At 66.3% G+C, this 16386-nt stretch carries 16 protein-coding genes and 2 pseudogenes; 6 read left to right on the top strand and 12 right to left on the bottom strand.

Annotation, left to right across the window (positions count from 1 at the left end; all coding sequences use genetic code 11):
- Nucleotides 1-4 precede the first annotated feature (4 nt).
- The 4 genes from ACFV0T_RS07905 to ACFV0T_RS07890 all read right to left on the bottom strand — a co-directional run bounded on the left by ACFV0T_RS07905 (nucleotide 5) and on the right by ACFV0T_RS07890 (nucleotide 2002).
- Nucleotides 5-376 (bottom strand): RRQRL motif-containing zinc-binding protein, encoded by a 372-nt coding sequence (locus ACFV0T_RS07905; RefSeq protein WP_385775656.1) that lies wholly within the window; start codon nucleotides 374-376, stop codon nucleotides 5-7.
- Nucleotides 376-1383, bottom strand: coding sequence for a DUF2637 domain-containing protein (locus ACFV0T_RS07900; RefSeq protein WP_385775654.1), 1008 nt, complete (start codon nucleotides 1381-1383; stop codon nucleotides 376-378). Before ACFV0T_RS07900 ends, ACFV0T_RS07905 begins: the two co-directional genes overlap by 1 nt.
- Nucleotides 1380-1670 (bottom strand): hypothetical protein, encoded by a 291-nt coding sequence (locus tag ACFV0T_RS07895; RefSeq protein ID WP_385775652.1) that lies wholly within the window; start codon nucleotides 1668-1670, stop codon nucleotides 1380-1382. The genes ACFV0T_RS07900 and ACFV0T_RS07895 overlap by 4 nt, the downstream gene beginning before the upstream one ends.
- A gap of 158 nt (nucleotides 1671-1828) precedes the next feature.
- Entirely contained in the window at nucleotides 1829-2002 is a 174-nt protein-coding gene (locus tag ACFV0T_RS07890) for a hypothetical protein (RefSeq protein ID WP_385775650.1), read from the bottom strand.
- A 424-nt stretch (nucleotides 2003-2426) separates the two neighbouring features.
- On the opposite strand from ACFV0T_RS07890, the gene ACFV0T_RS07885 reads away from it, so the two are divergent.
- Together ACFV0T_RS07885 and ACFV0T_RS07880 are read left to right on the top strand one after the other, a co-directional pair.
- Nucleotides 2427-2807: a GntR family transcriptional regulator gene (locus ACFV0T_RS07885; RefSeq protein ID WP_385775916.1), complete on the top strand. Its 381-nt coding sequence runs from the start codon at nucleotides 2427-2429 to the stop codon at nucleotides 2805-2807.
- Nucleotides 2808-2965: 158 nt separating this feature from the next.
- Complete coding sequence (locus ACFV0T_RS07880; protein WP_385775648.1) at nucleotides 2966-4213, top strand: XRE family transcriptional regulator; 1248 nt, start codon at nucleotides 2966-2968, stop codon at nucleotides 4211-4213.
- A 32-nt stretch (nucleotides 4214-4245) separates the two neighbouring features.
- On the opposite strand, the gene ACFV0T_RS07875 is transcribed toward ACFV0T_RS07880, so the two are convergent.
- Both ACFV0T_RS07875 and ACFV0T_RS07870 read right to left on the bottom strand, forming a co-directional pair.
- On the bottom strand, nucleotides 4246-5439 hold the full coding sequence (locus ACFV0T_RS07875) for a helix-turn-helix domain-containing protein (RefSeq protein WP_385775646.1): 1194 nt from the start codon (nucleotides 5437-5439) through the stop codon (nucleotides 4246-4248).
- Between the two features lie 15 nt (nucleotides 5440-5454).
- Nucleotides 5455-6261: a hypothetical protein gene (locus ACFV0T_RS07870; RefSeq protein ID WP_385775644.1), complete on the bottom strand. Its 807-nt coding sequence runs from the start codon at nucleotides 6259-6261 to the stop codon at nucleotides 5455-5457.
- 260 nt (nucleotides 6262-6521) lie between these two features.
- Here ACFV0T_RS07870 and ACFV0T_RS07865 point away from each other — a divergent pair, with 260 nt between their 5' ends.
- Nucleotides 6522-7100 (top strand): hypothetical protein, encoded by a 579-nt coding sequence (locus ACFV0T_RS07865; protein ID WP_385775641.1) that lies wholly within the window; start codon nucleotides 6522-6524, stop codon nucleotides 7098-7100.
- 315 nt (nucleotides 7101-7415) lie between these two features.
- Here ACFV0T_RS07865 and ACFV0T_RS07860 read toward each other — a convergent pair.
- The 4 genes and pseudogenes from ACFV0T_RS07860 to ACFV0T_RS07845 all read right to left on the bottom strand — a co-directional run.
- Nucleotides 7416-7730, bottom strand: a pseudogene (locus ACFV0T_RS07860) (tyrosine-type recombinase/integrase); the annotation flags it as partial.
- A gap of 305 nt (nucleotides 7731-8035) precedes the next feature.
- A complete protein-coding gene (locus ACFV0T_RS07855; protein ID WP_385775638.1) occupies nucleotides 8036-9316 on the bottom strand; it encodes an MFS transporter in 1281 nt (426 codons plus the stop codon).
- Nucleotides 9317-9436: 120 nt separating this feature from the next.
- Nucleotides 9437-10015 carry a TetR/AcrR family transcriptional regulator gene (locus ACFV0T_RS07850; RefSeq protein WP_385775635.1) on the bottom strand — a complete coding sequence of 193 codons (579 nt, stop codon included), beginning with the start codon at nucleotides 10013-10015 and terminating at the stop codon, nucleotides 9437-9439.
- A 34-nt stretch (nucleotides 10016-10049) separates the two neighbouring features.
- Nucleotides 10050-10268, bottom strand: a complete 219-nt coding sequence (locus ACFV0T_RS07845) for a hypothetical protein (RefSeq protein ID WP_385775632.1) — start codon at nucleotides 10266-10268, stop codon at nucleotides 10050-10052.
- 191 nt (nucleotides 10269-10459) lie between these two features.
- Between ACFV0T_RS07845 and ACFV0T_RS07840 the strand changes: the two genes are divergently transcribed.
- Nucleotides 10460-11377 carry an NADP-dependent oxidoreductase gene (locus ACFV0T_RS07840; RefSeq protein ID WP_385775629.1) on the top strand — a complete coding sequence of 306 codons (918 nt, stop codon included), beginning with the start codon at nucleotides 10460-10462 and terminating at the stop codon, nucleotides 11375-11377.
- A gap of 322 nt (nucleotides 11378-11699) precedes the next feature.
- Here ACFV0T_RS07840 and ACFV0T_RS07835 read toward each other — a convergent pair.
- A pseudogene (locus ACFV0T_RS07835) lies at nucleotides 11700-11855 on the bottom strand (DNA primase); the annotation flags it as partial.
- A 597-nt stretch (nucleotides 11856-12452) separates the two neighbouring features.
- Here ACFV0T_RS07835 and ACFV0T_RS07830 point away from each other — a divergent pair.
- Nucleotides 12453-13493: a hypothetical protein gene (locus ACFV0T_RS07830; protein WP_385775626.1), complete on the top strand. Its 1041-nt coding sequence runs from the start codon at nucleotides 12453-12455 to the stop codon at nucleotides 13491-13493.
- A 341-nt stretch (nucleotides 13494-13834) separates the two neighbouring features.
- On the opposite strand, the gene ACFV0T_RS07825 is transcribed toward ACFV0T_RS07830, so the two are convergent.
- The gene (locus ACFV0T_RS07825) at nucleotides 13835-14272 is read right to left on the bottom strand and encodes a LacI family DNA-binding transcriptional regulator (protein ID WP_385775623.1); all 438 of its coding nucleotides are present in this window, start codon (nucleotides 14270-14272) and stop codon (nucleotides 13835-13837) included.
- Between the two features lie 73 nt (nucleotides 14273-14345).
- Here ACFV0T_RS07825 and ACFV0T_RS07820 point away from each other — a divergent pair, with 73 nt between their 5' ends.
- A complete protein-coding gene (locus ACFV0T_RS07820; RefSeq protein ID WP_385775620.1) occupies nucleotides 14346-15968 on the top strand; it encodes an MFS transporter in 1623 nt (540 codons plus the stop codon).
- The last annotated feature ends 418 nt before the right edge of the window (nucleotides 15969-16386 follow it).

Here is a 16386-nt window from a genome sequence, read left to right as displayed (position 1 = left end):
CAGGTCAGGCGGCGCGCTGTTCCTCGGGGTAGGCGCAGGGCACGCACATGCCGAGCGACGTGGGGATGACGTATCCGGCGTCCTGTCGGCAGGCGGGACACGTGCGGCGGGCACGGTTCGCCTTGGCGAGCGCGGCCCACTTGCCCGGCGTCATCGGCCGGACGGGCTTGGCGCGGTCGACGCGGTAGAGGTAGGCGACCAGTGGGCCGCGCCGGTAGCGCGGGCGCATCATCTGCGCCGCGATGGACTGCCCACCGGGCCGTAAGCCGCGGGCCCGTAACTGCCGTTTGGTGGCGAGTCCGTCGGGGGCACAGCGCCACGGGTAGGTGGGCAGTCCGTGCCTCGCGCCGGTCGGGTCGAAGCACTTGGCGAACATCAGGCAGCCTCAGCCGATGCGTCATCCTGACGCGAATCGGTAACGGCGTTTTCGTTGACCGCGTGCAGCGGACGGCCGTCGGCGCGCTCGCCCTTCAACTGCTCCCGCAACTTGCGGGCGTTGGCCTGCGAGACATGCAGCGTGGTGCGCAGACGGTCCGCGGTCAGTTCCGCCTCGGTCCACTCAGCGGTGACCGTGCGCGCTTCGGTCAGCGCCTCCTCGAAGGTGCGCTGAGCCTTGCCCTTGGCTTTGGCGGTCGTCCGGCGACGCGGACGCGGCTTGGGCTCAGCCGGGCGTGCCGGCGGATTTTCCACCGGGGGCGGCGCGGGTGTCTCCTGCTCGGTAGTGGGGGCGAGTTCGCCCATGCGCAGCATCACGCGCTCGCGCCGCGGGGTCTTCGAGCGCCACTTGCGGCCGTAGCGCTCGCGCAGGTCCGCGCGGGCCAACTGCCGTTCCTTCTCCCGCTTCAGTGCCTCGGAGTAGGAGGTGACCTCCCACAGCGTCATGCGGCGCCACAGGGCGAAGGTGGAGGGGAAGGCAAGCAGCCAGCGAGAGAACCGGATCTTCTCCATGCGCCGACCAGTGGCCGCGCCGATCCGCACGGCGTAGATGTGCGCTCCGATCTCGGAGAACACCACCCATAGCAGCGGCATCGTGCCGTGGGCGACCTTGGCCCACATGCCCTGTCCGGCGGCGATGTTCAGCCCGCAGGTGATGAGGGTGAGCGCCCACGGCACGAACCGCACCCACGCCAGCGCCATGTCCATCCGGATCAACAGCAGGTTGGCGACGGTGAACACCGGGATGGCCACGTCGATACCGACCGGCAGCATCCACGGCTCGCCGAAGCCCCATCGCAGCGCGGCTGCGGACACGGCGTCAAAGGAGGAGATGAGGCCGAGCGCGCCGACTCCGGCCGCGGCGAGCGCACCGACTCCGGCAAGCCCCATCTCCGGCTTCGTCAGCGGCGGCACCCCAGACATGGGCGTCTCGGGGGTGGTGGTCATGCCGCCACCGCCTTGCGTGTCGCGCGGCGGCGCCGGGCGGGGCGAATAAGGGGCGTGACGTCGAACAGGTCCGGGTTCTCCTCGATGACCTGCGCGGCGATGCGGATCAGGTCATCGGGAAGGCCAGGGTCGTCGGCGAGGATGTCGCGCGCCGCGTCCTCGCGGGCCGCGCGCTCTTCGTCCGTCTCGCCCTCGACCCCGAGCCACAGCTCAACCGGGGTGCCGAGCGCCAGCTCCGCGAAGTCCGCAGCAGAGATGGCCTGTTGGCGACCGATGTACGTACGCATGACAGCTCCTGAAGTGGGAGGGACAGGAAGCCGGAGCGCCACAGGCGTTTGGTGAGACGGCGACAGCTCCGGAAGAACCCGCGCCGCGATGCGACGGGGGAAAGCGCCCCGGGCCGGATTCGATCCGACGCCCTCGCGGCGGGATACCGGGGCAGTGACTACTTGCCGTTGACCTCGCGGATCCTGACGTTCTTGCCGTATCCGTCACGGAGGCGGACGAGCTGGAAGTAGCTGCCGCCAACGTCCGTGATTCGGTGCAGTTCGCCCTCGTACAGGACGTCCGTTCCGACCTGGTGGACGTTGGGGTGCTTGGGGTTCGTAATCCGGCGCATGGCTCCTCCAAGGAGGTAGTGGATGGGTGTTCCGGCTCCCCTCAGCCCCGCTCGTACGAGACGAGCAGGGGAGGCAACCGGCCGTCGCACCAGGTGCGACGGAAGTCGAGGAATGTCTCCTTCATCGCGACCGCGCTCCCGTGTCAGGTAGAGCTGTCCGGCCTCGAAGTAGGCGTATGGAGACGTGACCTTTCGGTCTAAGCCCTCCGGTTAATGACAAGGCGCCGGGTCGCCTCCCCCCGTCCGATGCGGGGCTCCTGGTCGTGCGGTCTTGCAGGTCAAGCACTTGCAGACACAGCCGGCGAAGCCCTTTCGGGCTTGCCGTGCTGATACGTGACAGCATGTACTAGCACGCACGACGGCGCAAGAGAGCCGCGAAGATTCGTGCTAGGTCGTACTAGGGGTGGGTACGCTCGATGGCGTGATGAGCGCTGAAATTTCGAAAGACGACCCCAGACCGGAGTCCGAGCAGGCGGCCGACATCCTGCGGCAGGAGATCTTGCGTGGCGACATCAAGCCGGGGGCTCATGTGGGCTCCGTGCGAGACTTGGCCACACGGTTCAAGATCTCGGGAATGACGGTGCAGCGCGCCCTTGCGATCCTCCGCGAGGACGGGCTCATCCTGACCACGTCGCGCGGCAGCTACGCCCGCGATCCGCAGGAGGCCACCGAAGACAGCGGAGCGAACGCGGGTGTCGACCTTCCCGAAGTCCTGCGTCAGCTCGAACATCTCACCTCCCAAGTCTCGGAACTTCGCGGCAGGCTCGAAGCGCTCGAAAGCCGCTCCGTGCCGGGTGGTGCTTGATCTGCAACCAGCATGCGCGGAACGGGAGTTGAGAGGTAAGTGACAGCCAGGGGACAGAAGATCGGAGGAGGGGACATGTCAGGTGACACCCGCCTGTCACCTTCCCTGTCACCCCGCCTCACGCGCGAGACTCGGAGCAGGCACTCGGAGGAGGGCGCATGAACGACGACAGGCCCGCATGGGCGCAGCGCATCGCTGCCGAACGAGCGGCCCGCGATTGGTCGCAGCGTGACGCCGTGAGGGCACTGCGGGGGCACGCTCCGACAGAGCTGCCCGCGGAAGAAAGCATGATTCGCCAGTGGAAGCGCTGGGAGTCAGGCCAGATGCCGAACGACTTCTACCAACCGATCATCGCGGCCGTCTTCGGCACCGTGACGCACGCGCTCTTCCCGGCGCCTGCCCGGCGAGACGGGGACACGGAGATTTTGGCCGCGTCCGGCATGGAAACGCTGGAGATCGTGAGCCGTCTCAACCGGTCCGACGTCGACAACGCCACGCTTGATGCCTTGCGAATTACGGCGGACCGACTCGCCTCGGAGTACCCGTTCATGCCGAGCGAGCAGCTTCTCATCGAGGGGCGGCAGTGGCTGCGCCGTGTCGTCGAACTCCACACGAAGAGCCTCACGCTCGCGCAGCACCGCGAGGTTCTCGCACTGTCCGGCTGGCTCGCGCTCCTGGTCGGCTGTGTCGAGTACGACACGGGCGCCCGCCACGCGGCCGAGTCGACGCGACAGGCCGCGCTCTCAATCGCGACCGAGGCTGACCATGCGGAGGTCGCCGGGTGGGCACACGAGATGCGAGCATGGTTCGCCCTCACGACCGGCGACTACCGCGGCGTCATCGCGGCGGCGCAGGCCGGAGCCGAGGCGGCACAGCACCACGGCGTGGCCGTGCAGCTTGCCGCACAGGAGGCCAAGGCATGGGCTCGGATCGGGGACCGCCGGCAAGTCGAGGTGGCCTTGGACAAGGGGCGGCGGTTGCTCGAAGGGATGCCGTACCCCGAGAACCTCGACAACCACTTTGTGGTGGACCCCGCCAAGTTCGACTTCTACGCGATGGACTGCTACCGCCTCGTCGGCGAAGACAAGCTTGCGCGCACGCTCGCCGACGAAGTGCTGAGGGCGGGAACGGATTTCGACGGCACCGAGCGCTCACCGATGCGGAACGCGGAAGCGCGGGTCACGCTCGGAGTCACTGCGGCGCGTGAGGGCGACTTGGAGCAAGCTCTCATCATGGGGGAGCGGGCCCTCGAAGGTGACCGGCAATCGGTCCCGTCGCTCATCATGACCAGCCGGGAACTTGCTGCCGAGATGCGGCGCCGCTACGCCGCAGAACCGTCGGCACAGGACTACCTCAACCGCCTCCACTCGTTGGCAAAGGAAAAGCCTGGCTTTATGCCCCGGTGAGGTTCAGACCGAACAAGCGTCAGCCCGGGGTTTTAGACCCCGGGCTGTTCCTTTCCACGGAACAATGGGATTACATCTTCCTCTAGGTATGGCTGACTCTCAACGGCTTGAGGATCAAAGAAAAGATCCTCGCGTACCGGCACTCTCGCCGTGACAGTACGAAAAAGTCCTGGCGTCACCCTAGCTTCCTTAGCCAAGGAAACTTCATCCACTCCAACGTCAGATAGGATCTCGACAGCCCTCGGATAGAGCGACGGTTGTTCCACGGCTGGCATCTCACCAGGTTCGCGCCTCCGCCATCCTTTGGAGGACAGATAGGCGATCGCATTGCGGTAAGTCACATCACTCATGACGCCGAGCGCTCTAGATCGATAAAGCAGAGCTTGAAGACTCACACCATAGGCCTCCTTCAAGGTCGCGAGAACCCTCCAGTCCGCCTTGCTGGGTAGCAGGTCTCGCAATTCACCCTCTGGAAGGAGGAGTTCAGCCGCGAACCGATGTGCTTGATTCTCCACGACTTTGCTTCCCGGTTCTGCATCTAGGTGCATTACCAGGTGGCCAAGTTCATGAGCGACATCAAACCGTTGACGATAGTAATCTTCCTTGGCGGGATTCAGCACTATCGTCGGCCTGTACCCGCCATCGAATGAGTAAGCGTCAACATCGGCGGTCTGCGCTGGGCTGAACACCACCACGACACCGTTGTTCTCCGCGAGACGGACCAGGTGACCAAGTGGGCCATCCGCGATGTCCCAGTGCTTGCGCAGGAGTCCGGCAGCCTCTTCGGGAACGGCGCTCATTTCGTCATCGACATCTACACTCAGCCTGGGAACGTTCGGTTCAGGAAACTCGACATGCCGCTCAAGAGCAGCACCGACGTCCCCAGCAATCATTCCGTAGGCAAAAGCCTGGTCACGCGCTAGCTGTGTCGTAGAACGCAGAGATCTAAAATGCGGAACAGAATTGTTGACCGCAGGCTGATTAGGCCCAGGGAGGAAGAAACCCGGATCTACGCCAAGTGTGAGGCACAACTGAGCAACCGTCCCCGGAGCTGGCCGCTTCGTGTTGTTTTCGTACGCTGCGACGGCAGTTGGGCTTTTGTCGATTTTCGTCGCAAGAGCGTTCTTTCGAAGACCGACCAACTGCCGCGCCAACGTCAAACGTCGTCCGTCAAAGAGGCGAGAGGCGTCACCCACCTGCACTTCGGTGCGGCGCAAGTACTCCATGACCATCCACTCGTTTCATTGCTTGTTGTTCCCCTCCCCCGCCTCGCGACGGAGACGAACAGGAGCGTCCTGCACGCTGGAGGATCCGGGGCGGGGGCCGGGAGAGGCAGGAATTGGCCTCGTACCGGGAGTTCCGAAGTCGGTAGCAAGTAGATCATGCTTCCAGTACCAAGCTTCTCCTCCCCCACGGTTCAAACGAGAGCGCCCCAGGTAAAGTTCTCGGATACTAAGCTCGCGCTCAACGCTGTGGGCGACGATGAGCGTTATCACCTCAGACTCGTCGTACTTGCGCACCGACTGAACGGCGGCCGCAAGTGACGGCTCAAGCGCCTCGTCGAGCGTGGCCTGCCGGCACTCAACGAACCCCTCGGGCTTGAGCTGGGCTGCAACACTCTGCTTGGTGGGGCTCTTTCGCCACCATGGGATGCGATTGCTCTCTCCATAGACGAACGAGGTCAGGAGGAAGCGCCACCTTCCATGCTGCCAACCCGGCGACTTGTTGAGGTCCGACCGCGTGACCACCCCTGGAGCAATGATTGGCATCTTGCGGTGCTCGCCAGGGAGCAAGCCAGCCGCCACGGCATCCATGCCTGCGGAAGCAGACTGAGGCGAGTCCACGGCGTGCTTGCCGGTGGAGAACACCCGGTTCAGGCGATCACAGAGGAGTCGGTGAGCAGTCCCTCCGATCCACGCCTGATCATGCCCCGTATCGGGGTCGTAGTCCTCCATCGTGCGCCGGTAAGCCGACACACCAGCCCAAGTAAGGCCGGAGAGCACACCACTGGACCCAAGGTCCTCAAGCGCATCCTGCTGCTCGCTCATGACGCATGACTGTACCTCATTCCAGTAATCCGTGCGTGAAAGTAAACCAGGGGCGCGCATGCATGCTCGCTAACAAACCGAACACATGAGCTATTACGTAGGAAACCTACCGTCCGATGCCACACGACGCCAGTGTCCTACCGCACTGAAGGTTGAGCGCTCTCGTCGAACCTTGAAGGGGCCGAGGTCGTGTCATTGCTGCTCCGACGATCAAAGCGACCGCGTCAGGGCAGCGGGCCTGAGCAACTAGCCTCGCCACCATGGATGCGAACCCGTTCGAGCCGAGCGAGGCAGAAGAGATCGCCAAGCACTTCGTGCAGGTCTGGGCCGAGGCTGTCATGCGGCAAGCTGAGCGCACGCGAGCCATCCGCAAGAAGGCCGTGTTGGACTCTCGCAACTACGACCGCAATGAAGACTGGAGCCCTAACGAGCACCAACTCGCAGCCAACTACCGTGTCTGGTGGGCTGAGGAGCACACGCTCGTGTGGTCCGCCTATCAACTGCAGCAATGGCGTAGGCGTCTTGCGGAGGAGCGGGGAGAACCAGCGCCCTCGGAGAACCAGAATCTCAAACTCGCCCGTGACGCACTGGAGCACCTCAACGAAGCTCGCCTGGATGAGGATGCCGCCACGCCTCCCTCCGCCAAGGGACCCCAGGGAAGGGCGCTCCGCGACTTCCCCGACAAGATGCTGAGCCTGTCACTTGGCGGCAGGACGCTCTTCGAGATCCTAGATCCGCATCAGCTGGACAAGGAAGCCCTCAAGGTCGTGAAGTCAATCGAGGACGAGCTTGACGCCAGGGCACAGGCTGCGTACGAGGAGCTGTTGAGGGACCGATGACGTTCCTCTGACCATGTCGGGGGCTGACCAGCGAAGACGTAGCTTCCATGGGGGGCCAAACAGGGGGCCAAACGTCACGGCCGGCGTCAGACGCTCTTGGACGGTAACGGACAGACCCAGAGCCGAAGGTGCCGGTCAGTGACATGCACCCGGAGGTTCGTCCCCTCTTAATCGCGTTCGGGACGAAGAGGTCGTGGGTTCAAATCCCGCCACCCCGACAGCCGAAACACCAGGTGAGGCACCTAGGAATGTTCCTAGGTGCCTCACCTGTTTTTGGCTGCGTGTCTATCTGCGTGACTATCGCTTTCCGCGTGTCTACGGCCGCCGTTCCTGGGCTCCAAAGATCCCGTCCATGACCACGGCACCGGTCTGGATCACGGGCCGGATCTGCTTCTGGTAGACCTCCTCGGTCACAGCCGTCCCTGAGTGCCCGACGAGCCGGGAGATCTCCTCCAGTGGGACGCCCCGGTCCGACAGCAGTGAGACGAAGCTGTGCCGGAGCTCCCGCGGTGTCCACTCGCCGGCATCGATGCCGTCGACGTCCTTGAGCGCCTGGCGGAAGGCACGGCGGACGTTGGCCGCGTCGAGCGGCCTGCCGACGGCCGAGGAGAAGACGAGCCCGTGCTCCTCCAGCCCGAAGCGTCAATCGTTCGGTGGGTCAGACCGCCGAGCGATGCCACGACCAATCCTCACAGTCGTTCGTACAGTGGCGCGCTCCACCCGGACGCGATGAACCACGCCCGCTCCACGGTGTGTGGACCGACGGCAGACGGGATGGGAGCTGGGGAAGGTGGTGGGTTGAGCAACACGGGTACCGTTCGGCTCCGCCTGGCAACATGCCGCCTCTCTCCACGGACAAATAGCCAAACCCATCAAGGTCGACTTTTCCGGGGTCGTGGGCGCCAGCCTGGAGCGATTCCGACAGCGCTGAATGCTCACTTACGGTCAACGGTTTCGTGGACGCCGTCCGCGGCACGCTGCGCGGCGGGGGCTGAACGGGCCGCGACGCCGTCAGCCACCCGGAATCCGGGACGCCGCGTGCGCGACAGCATTACCAGACCCATGAGGAGCGCCGCGCCGAAGAAGATGCTGAAGGACGCGGCGCCGGTGAGCAGACCCGTCGGCAGTCCGTGCGCGGTGACGACCCAGCCGAGTACGGGCGCCCCGACACCTTGGGCGAGATAGCCGGCGAGGTAGCCGCCGGACACCATGCTCGCGCGGTGGTGCGGCGCCGCGTAGGTGTTGAGGACGGTCAGTCCGCCGGCAAAGTCGAAGGCGTAGGCCGCGCCCGCGCACGCCGAGGCGAGGAGGAAGACCGCCATCGAGTGGGTGGCGCTGGTGACGACGAAGAGCCACACCGCGGCAACCGACCCGGCTGCGCCGACGGTCACCAGGGTCCACGGCCTCAGGCGCCGGGCCAGCAGGGCGCTGACCGCGATGAACGCCGCGAACACGGACAGCAGCGCGCCGGTGACCAGGGCGTTGGTCGAACCCGCCAGCTGGTGGGCGATCTTCGCGCCGAGCGGCAGCACGATGGCGCCGAGGAGGAAGGACGACGCGAACGCGAACGCGCCGGCGGCGAAGACCCCGCGGTTGCCCCGGGGGATGATGATCGCGCGCATACGCCACCGGGTGCTCGTCTCGTTCGCGGTGTGGTGCGGCATGCCTGCGACGAAGCAGACGACGACCGCGATCACGGCGGCGAGGACGAAGAAGTTCAGGTGCAGTGGGAAGGGGGCGTACTGGGTCAGGGCGCCGCCGACCAGCATGGCCAGGGCGATACCGGACGAGGAGACGGCCGTGCCGACCGATCCGGCGCGTCCTTCCTTGCCCCGGGCGCTGAACTCCACCATGGCCACGCTTGCGGGGCTCAGGGACAGGCCGACGCCGAGGCCCATGAACGCCCGCCCGGCCAGGAGCCAGGGGACGCCGTCGGCGCATGCGAAGAGGAGCACCCCGACGAGTTCGGCCAGCAGGCCGAGCAGCATGGCGGACCGCCGCCCGATGTGGTCGGACAGGTCGCTGAAGACGATCAGAACGGGGATCAGCGCGATTGGATACGCGGCGAAGATCCAGGTCACCGTGGTCGTCGAGACGTGCCAGTCGGCCTGGTAGAGCGGATAGGTCATGGTGGGGCACGCGCTGGTCCAGAGTGCGAGGGCGACGACGGCGCCCGCGGTCCAGAAGGCGGCACGGGTATTAAGGAAAGGTTGCACCGGAAACACCGTTCTTGAACTCAAGGTACAAAACAAGGGCAGACGGAACCCAGGTGCGGGCACGCCAGGGGTCAGTGGGTTGACGTCAGGGGTCAGAGCCCGAAAGTGGGGGGCCGGCGGTCACAGGGAATCGATCACCGCGTCGATGATGCGAGCCGGCCGGTCCGCATCATTGGCGACGCGCACCGCGAGCCGCAGCCCCACCACCGTGTTCTGCAGCATGGCGGCCAGGCCGGCGGGGTCACGTTCGGGCGAGATCTCCCCCGAGCGCTGCCCCTCCTCGATCACGGCACGGAAGGCGCTCTCGTTACGCTCGAAGGCGCGGCGGACGAGATCGGTCGCCACCTCATCGGTCCGCGCCACTACCGCCGCCGTGTTCACTGCCATGCAGCCGCGGCGGTCGGGGTCAGCCAGATCCGTCCGCACGAGGGTCTCAAGTGCCCTGCGCAGGCGCGCCTTCGCCGGTCCGGGTTCCTCGAGCGCCTGCAGCAGCACGCTCGTCTGCCGATCGCGATAGCGCCGGAGCGCCTGCTCGAATAGGCCGCGTTTGCTGCCGAAGGCGTTGTAGAGGCTGCCTTTTCCGATCCCGAGGGCGTCCACCAGGTCTTGGGGTGTGGTGGACGCATAACCCTTCCGCCAGAACACCTCCATGGCCTGCTCCACGGCGACGTCCGGGTCGAACTGCTTGGGCCTTGTCATGCGGGCGACCCTAACATGCAATTGGACCTCCAGGTCAAAAATCCTCGACCATGGCGAGCGCTGACGAGTAGGGGCTGGCGCCGGCGAACACGAGCAGGGCATCCATCTGTGTCCTGCGCCCTGGGCCGCGAAGATCGACCTGATCAGGATGAGGCCCTGGGGTGGCGGTACGCGCCTTCTCAGGCTTGCGCAGGCCCGGCCCGGTCGGCTCGACATGCAGATCGAATCCCAGAGTGGCCCAAGGTTTCACCATGAAAATGGACCATACCCCTGGGCCGCTCTGCTCCTAAGGTCGGAGACATGACGACGAGCGAATAGCAGTCCGGCCGACGCTGTCCAGATCGGCCGGCCGCGTCCTATCAGCCCCGCCGAGGGGATGTCGAACGGGCATTCCATCCCTGCAACGTTTCCACCAAAGAGACAAATGACCAAGGAGGCATTCTCATGAAAGCGATCGTGGTGACGGATCAGGCTGCGGGAACGGCCGGGATGACGCTGGTGGAGCGGCCCGAGCCGCAGGCATCGATCAACGACGTCATCGTTCAGATTCATGCGTCGGGCTTCGTACCGACCGAGATGGAGTGGCCGTCGACCTGGGCCGATCGCGCCGGCCGTGACAAGACACCGTCGATCCCCGGCCACGAGCTGGCCGGAGTGGTCACCGCCTTCGGCTACGGCACGACGGGGCTGTCGGTCGGGCAGCGGGTGTTCGGCCTCGCCGACTGGCACCGTGACGGCACCCTCGCGGAGTACGTGGCGATCGAAGCACGCAACCTCGCACCGCTACCCGGCGACGTCGACTTCACAGTAGGCGCGTCCCTGCCAATCTCAGGTCTGACCGCGTGGCAGGGGCTGTTCCAGCACGGCCGCCTTCAATCTGGCCAGACCGTCCTCGCCCATGGTGCGGCCGGGGCAGTCGGGACGATGGTGTCCCAGCTCGCACGTGAGGCCGGCGCTTACGTCATCGGCACCGGACGCGCCGCCGACCGTGAGAAGGCACTCGACTTCGGCGCGCATGAGTTCGTCGACCTTGAGAATGACGCGCTGAAAGACGTCGGCGACGTCGATCTGGTCTTCGATGTCATCGGTGGCGACGTTCAGAAGCGGTCCGCTGCCCTGATCAAGGCTGGAGGAACGCTGGTATCCATCGTCGGCCCGGTCGAGGCGCGACCCGCTGAGGGCCTGGCGGTGGACTTCGTTGTCGAGGCCGATCGTGCCGAACTGGGTGAGATCGTGCAGCGGGTGCGGGACGGACGGCTGCGGACGAACATCGGTGACGTCTCGACCCTCGACGATGCCGTCGCCGCCCTCAACCCGACCGAGCGACGCAAGGGGAAGACAATCATCCGCGTTCGTCCGTGAGGACTCGGGGACAGTGACCGGCCCTCCCCGCCGGTGCTGGCTCCCGGCCCGTGACCGCTCCGAGGGTGCTGGGAGAAACCTGGGAGATGATCTTCTCCCGGCGCCTCCCCGGCACTAACTGAGACCAAGCCATACCAACTGCCCGAACTGCACAAACGCGAGCGAGGTCAGGTACGGATCTAGCCCGGACCTTACTCGGGACGAAGAGGTCGTGGGTTCAAATCCCGCCACCCCGACAGCCGAAACACCAGGTCAGGGCCGTTCCTCCTTCATCGGAGAACGGCCCTGACTTGTTTCGTGGGACCTCTGGGGAGTGACCGACGAACGCATCGATCAGGTGGGCGTGCGCGTCCCACAGAGCGACCGCGACGTAGGCGTGTTCGGTGGGGAAGACGTTGAAGCGGCGGTGGAACGCTTCGACCTCGTCGAGCAGTGCGGCGCCGTCGATGGGCCCGGCGGGCGTGTTAGTGCTGGTCACGCGGCATCCTCCCTTCCTGTGAGGTGCGCCGCGGGCACGCGGTGCGGTGGTATTCGTGGGCGGCGATGAGGTCGAGCACGTCGGCTCGGCCTCGGGCGCTCAGGTTCCGGCCGCAGGCGCAGGTCGATGTCGCGGGCGGCAGGCGGTGGGCGGCGGTCTGCACGGTCAGCCTGGCGATCGGGCCGTAGCCGGGTGCGGTGCTGGCTTCGTCCTCGGTGAGGACGGTGAAGGAAGAGCTGAAAGGACGCCTTCGGCGTCGCCCTTCGGCCGCACAGCCGTCACCTTTGGAACGCCGCACCACAGGTCAAGCTCGGAGTCTCGTCACCGAATTCCCGCGGGACGTATCTGCGCAGAGGCGCCGTCGCACCGTCGATCCGGATGGCTTGTGCAGAGGGCGTCAGACGTGCTTGCTCTCCCGAATCAATCCTTGGCCGTGGGCAGGCATTGAGACTCCGCAGGCGATCGAGTGAAGTTGGCATTTCACCCCCTATTTGTCGATAGATGAGGAATTTTCGGTCAGTACATTGCCCACGATCGGCTTCCGCGCTCGCCCGGGGGCCCGCTTGCGACGGAACGTCGTGGACAGGAGTGCCGGATATGACAATGCACGGGTTGCGGCGGCGCTTGGCCGCCATCGCGATGGTGCTGGGGCTAGGCGTCGCGCTGCCGTTCACCGCAGGGGTGACGCCCGCTTTCGCTCAGGCGGTGCTGAGCATCGCCAAGTTCCACGAGGGCGACTTTCCCCGAGGCGGGCAGGGGGTCTACACGATCACGGTCACCAATACCGGCAACGAGTCCAGTGGTTCGGTGATCATGGGCGACACGTTGCCGGCGGGGCTAACAACAGCTGAAGGGCAGTGGGAGGTCTCCGGGGACACCGATGTTCGCTGTGTGCTTGAACAAGTCCCGGATGGCCGCCAGAATCTCAGGTGCACCGCTGACAACGGCCTTCCTGTCAGCGGGAGTTTCACGGTCGAGGTGACCGTCGACGTCTCCGCCACTGCTCCCTGCAGCGTCACGAACACGGCCGTCACTTTTGACCTTTTGGGCGCCAGCGACGAGGCGGACGATCCGACCACCATCACCGGCGAGGGCTGCAACCCCGCTGGGGACCCGGCCCTTTCCATCAACAAGTCCCACACGGGCAGCTTCACCCAGGGCGGGACTGGCGCCTACACGATCGATGTGTCCAACGCCGCCACCGCCGGGCCGACCACCGGCACCGTCACCGTGACGGACACCCTGCCTGCCGGCGTCACGCCCACGGGAGCGTCCGGGACCGGCTGGGACTGCAGTGTTTCAGGGCAGACCGTCACCTGTACGCGCACCGACGCGCTTGCGGCAGGCGCCAGCTACCCCACGATCACCGTTGCGACCAACGTCACCACAGCCGCAGCATGCACGTTCACGAACACGGCCAGCGTCTCGGGCGGCGGAAGCCCCTCGGCCTCCGACAACGACCCGACGACAGTCACCGGCGGTACCTGCAACGGTGGCAACGGCGGCGGGGGCTCGATCTTGCCGGTCAATCTCAACGGCGTCATCCCGATGTTCAACAACATCAGCATCAACAACAACATCAAGAGCCCTGGTGCCAGCAACACCACCACTCAGGACTTCGGGGTCAACGCGCCTTGAGCCTGTGACGCCTCGCTCTGCCACACCTGCGGAAGCCCCAGCACACACGTCGGAGGCTGGGGCTTCGCGCTGGACTGCGCCGGAGGCGCACGAGCAGGTCAGTAACCCCGAGCCAAGGTCACAAAGGTACAGATCGCGTTCGGGACGGAGAGGTCCTGGTCTCATTGGTGGTCTCAATCGCCGCTCAGTCCGGGGCCGTCCGCTTGCATCCGTCGAGGTCGGACAGGCCCGCTGACCAGGCCTCCAAGTCAGCCGTCAGACACTGGCGGACGGCCCCGGATCAAGACGGGTCAAAAAGGTCGTGGGTTCAAATCCCGCCACCCCGACAGCCAGACACCAGGTCAGGCCCGGTGCTGAGAGATCAGCACCGGGCCTGATTTGCGCTTCAGGCTCCGACCACTGGCACCGGGCGCTCCTCCTGACCGCCACGCCTTGGATACCGCCCCGTGGCGGCGGGTTGAAACAGCCAGGTGGCGAAGCCGGAGCGGCGCCAGCGTGCGCCAATCCCCCGATGCTGCGTCACGGGCGTACCCGAGATCGGTGATGGCCCGCAGCACCATCAGCCGAGTCGGCTCCGCCACAACGTCCGAGAGGTTGAGAACCTTGGAGACGGTTCCGGTTGAGACGCCGACGCGGCGCGCTACGTCGACCGGCTTCGCTCCCGGACGCCTCGCAGCACCGTTGGCGGTGCCGTGCCCGCGGAAGGCGCAGGTCAGTCCGTGGCACTCGCAGGGCCGCGGTTTCGTCCGGGAGATGTTGCCCGCCGGTGGGCGTGTCATCCCAATGGGGCGATGTGCGGCACGGCGGATCAGGCAAGACTCTCGCGAAGCCCAACTTCGCCCCGGAGGTTTCATGTCGAAATGCGGCGCGCCTCGCATCGACGTTCCGCCCGAGGCCCCGGCGCGGGCGTCGCTCGTCCTGACGTCCCTGATCATCGTTGCCGCCGTGGCCAACTTGAACCTGTCGGTGGCCAACGTGGCACTGCCCGCGATCGGGAAGGCCTTCGACTCCTCCCAGACCACGCTGAACCTGATCGCCGTGGGGTACTCCCTCGGCCTGGCCGCATCGGTGCTCTATCTGGGCGCGATCGGCGACCGTCACGGCCGCAAGCTGCTGCTGCTCCTCGGCATCGCTCTGTCCGTCCCCGCCTGCCTGCTCGCCGCGTACGCGCCGAACGACAACGTCCTTGTGGCGGCCCGGATCCTCGGCGGACTCTCGGCCGGCATGGCCTACCCGACCACCCTGGCGCTGATCACCGCCCTGTGGGCGGGGCCGGGGCGGACGAAGTCGATCGCGCTGTGGTCGGCCCTGGGCGGCGGCATCTCCATGCTCGGGCCGGTGATCGCGGGCGCCCTGCTCGAACGCTTCTACTGGGGGTCGGTGTTCCTGGTCACCCTGCCCCTCGCCGTGGTCGCGCTGGTCATGGCCCTGCTGTTCGTCCCCGCGCACGCCAACGAGTCGGCCGAACCGGTGGACAACCTCGGCGGCATCCTGTCCGTCCTGCTGGTCGTGGGACTGGTGCTGGCGATCAATTTCGCCGTCGTCCCCGGCCAGGGCGCGCAGGTCGTCGGCCTCGTCGTGATCGCCCTGGCCGCCGGAGCAGCCTTCCTCTGGCGTCAGCGCCGGGCTCCCAACCCGTTGTACGACCTCCACATCGCCGGCCGGCGCACCTTCTGGGTCGCCGCATGCGCCGGGGTCATCGTGTTCGGCTCCATGATGGGATCGGCGTTCATCAGCCAGCAGTACCTGCAGAACGTGCTCGAGTACAACCCCGTCGAAGCCGGCGCCGCCATCCTCCCCCTCGTCGTGATGATGGTGCTCGTGGCCCCACGGTCCGCGAAGCTGGTCGAAACACGCGGCGCCCGCACGACCCTGCTGATCGGCTACGCGTTCCTCTTCCTCGCCTTCGCCTGGATGCTGATGTTCTGGGGCGAGGACAGCCGCTACTGGCAGATCGGCTTCGCCTACGTGCTCATCGGTATCGGCGCCGGCTTCGCCGGGACGCCCTCATCCCACTCGCTGACCGCATCGGTGCCCGTACGACGGGCCGGCATGGCCTCAGGCACCGCCGACCTGCAACGAGACCTCGGCGGGGCCATCATGCAGTCCATCATGGGCGCGCTCCTCACCGCCGGCTATGCCTCGGCCTTCAGCGCGGCGATCGCCGCTTCCGCCAGGAGCAAGGACGTGTCGGACCAGGTCCAGAGCGAGCTGACGAAGTCGTTCGCCTCCGCCGGGCAGGTCGCCCAGCAGCACCCCCGCTACGCCGACCAGATCGTCGCGGCAGCACGCCAGTCGTTCCTCCACGGCGACGACTGGGCGTACACCGTCGGCCTGGCCGCGATCGCCCTGGGTGCGCTGCTGATCTTCTTCATGTTCCCGCACCGGGAAGCCGAGCGGGAACTCCTACGGCGCTACTGCACCGAGGATTTCGCCCCTGCCGCCACCGAGAGGCCGAGCGGACCGGGAGCCTGAGGCCGGCCGGTCAGCCGGTCGCCGACCGTGTCCGTGCGCGGCCTTGCCCCAGGGCCGCCGTGGGCGGCAGCGTGGACCGGTGGACTCGGTGCTGCGTCGCGGAGTGTGCGGACCCGTCCACGGCGGCCTGCCCGAGCTGTCGGACCGACCGGCTGAGTCTCCCTCAGGTCATGGTCGCGAACGGCCTGAGGGCACTCGCTGCGCGGTACGGTACCGAGCCGGGACCATCAGCCGGCCACTCCCGGTGGTTGTGAGCGGCAGCGTGGAGTGGCTGATCTGTTTCCGGTCCTTCTCGGCGCCCCACGCGGCCGCCCGCGGGCACGCCGAAGAGGCCGGCCTCGCGCGGGAGGTCGACCCCTTCTTCACTTTCCTTCGTCCGCCCGGAACCGCTTCGTCCGGCACCGGTCCCTCCCCTCGT

Origin of the sequence: Streptomyces sp. NPDC059582 (assembly GCF_042735715.1) — a bacterium.
Lineage (GTDB): Bacteria > Actinomycetota > Actinomycetes > Streptomycetales > Streptomycetaceae > Streptomyces.
Note: the sequence above shows the minus strand (reverse complement) of the source record. Positions and strands in the feature narration are given on the sequence as shown.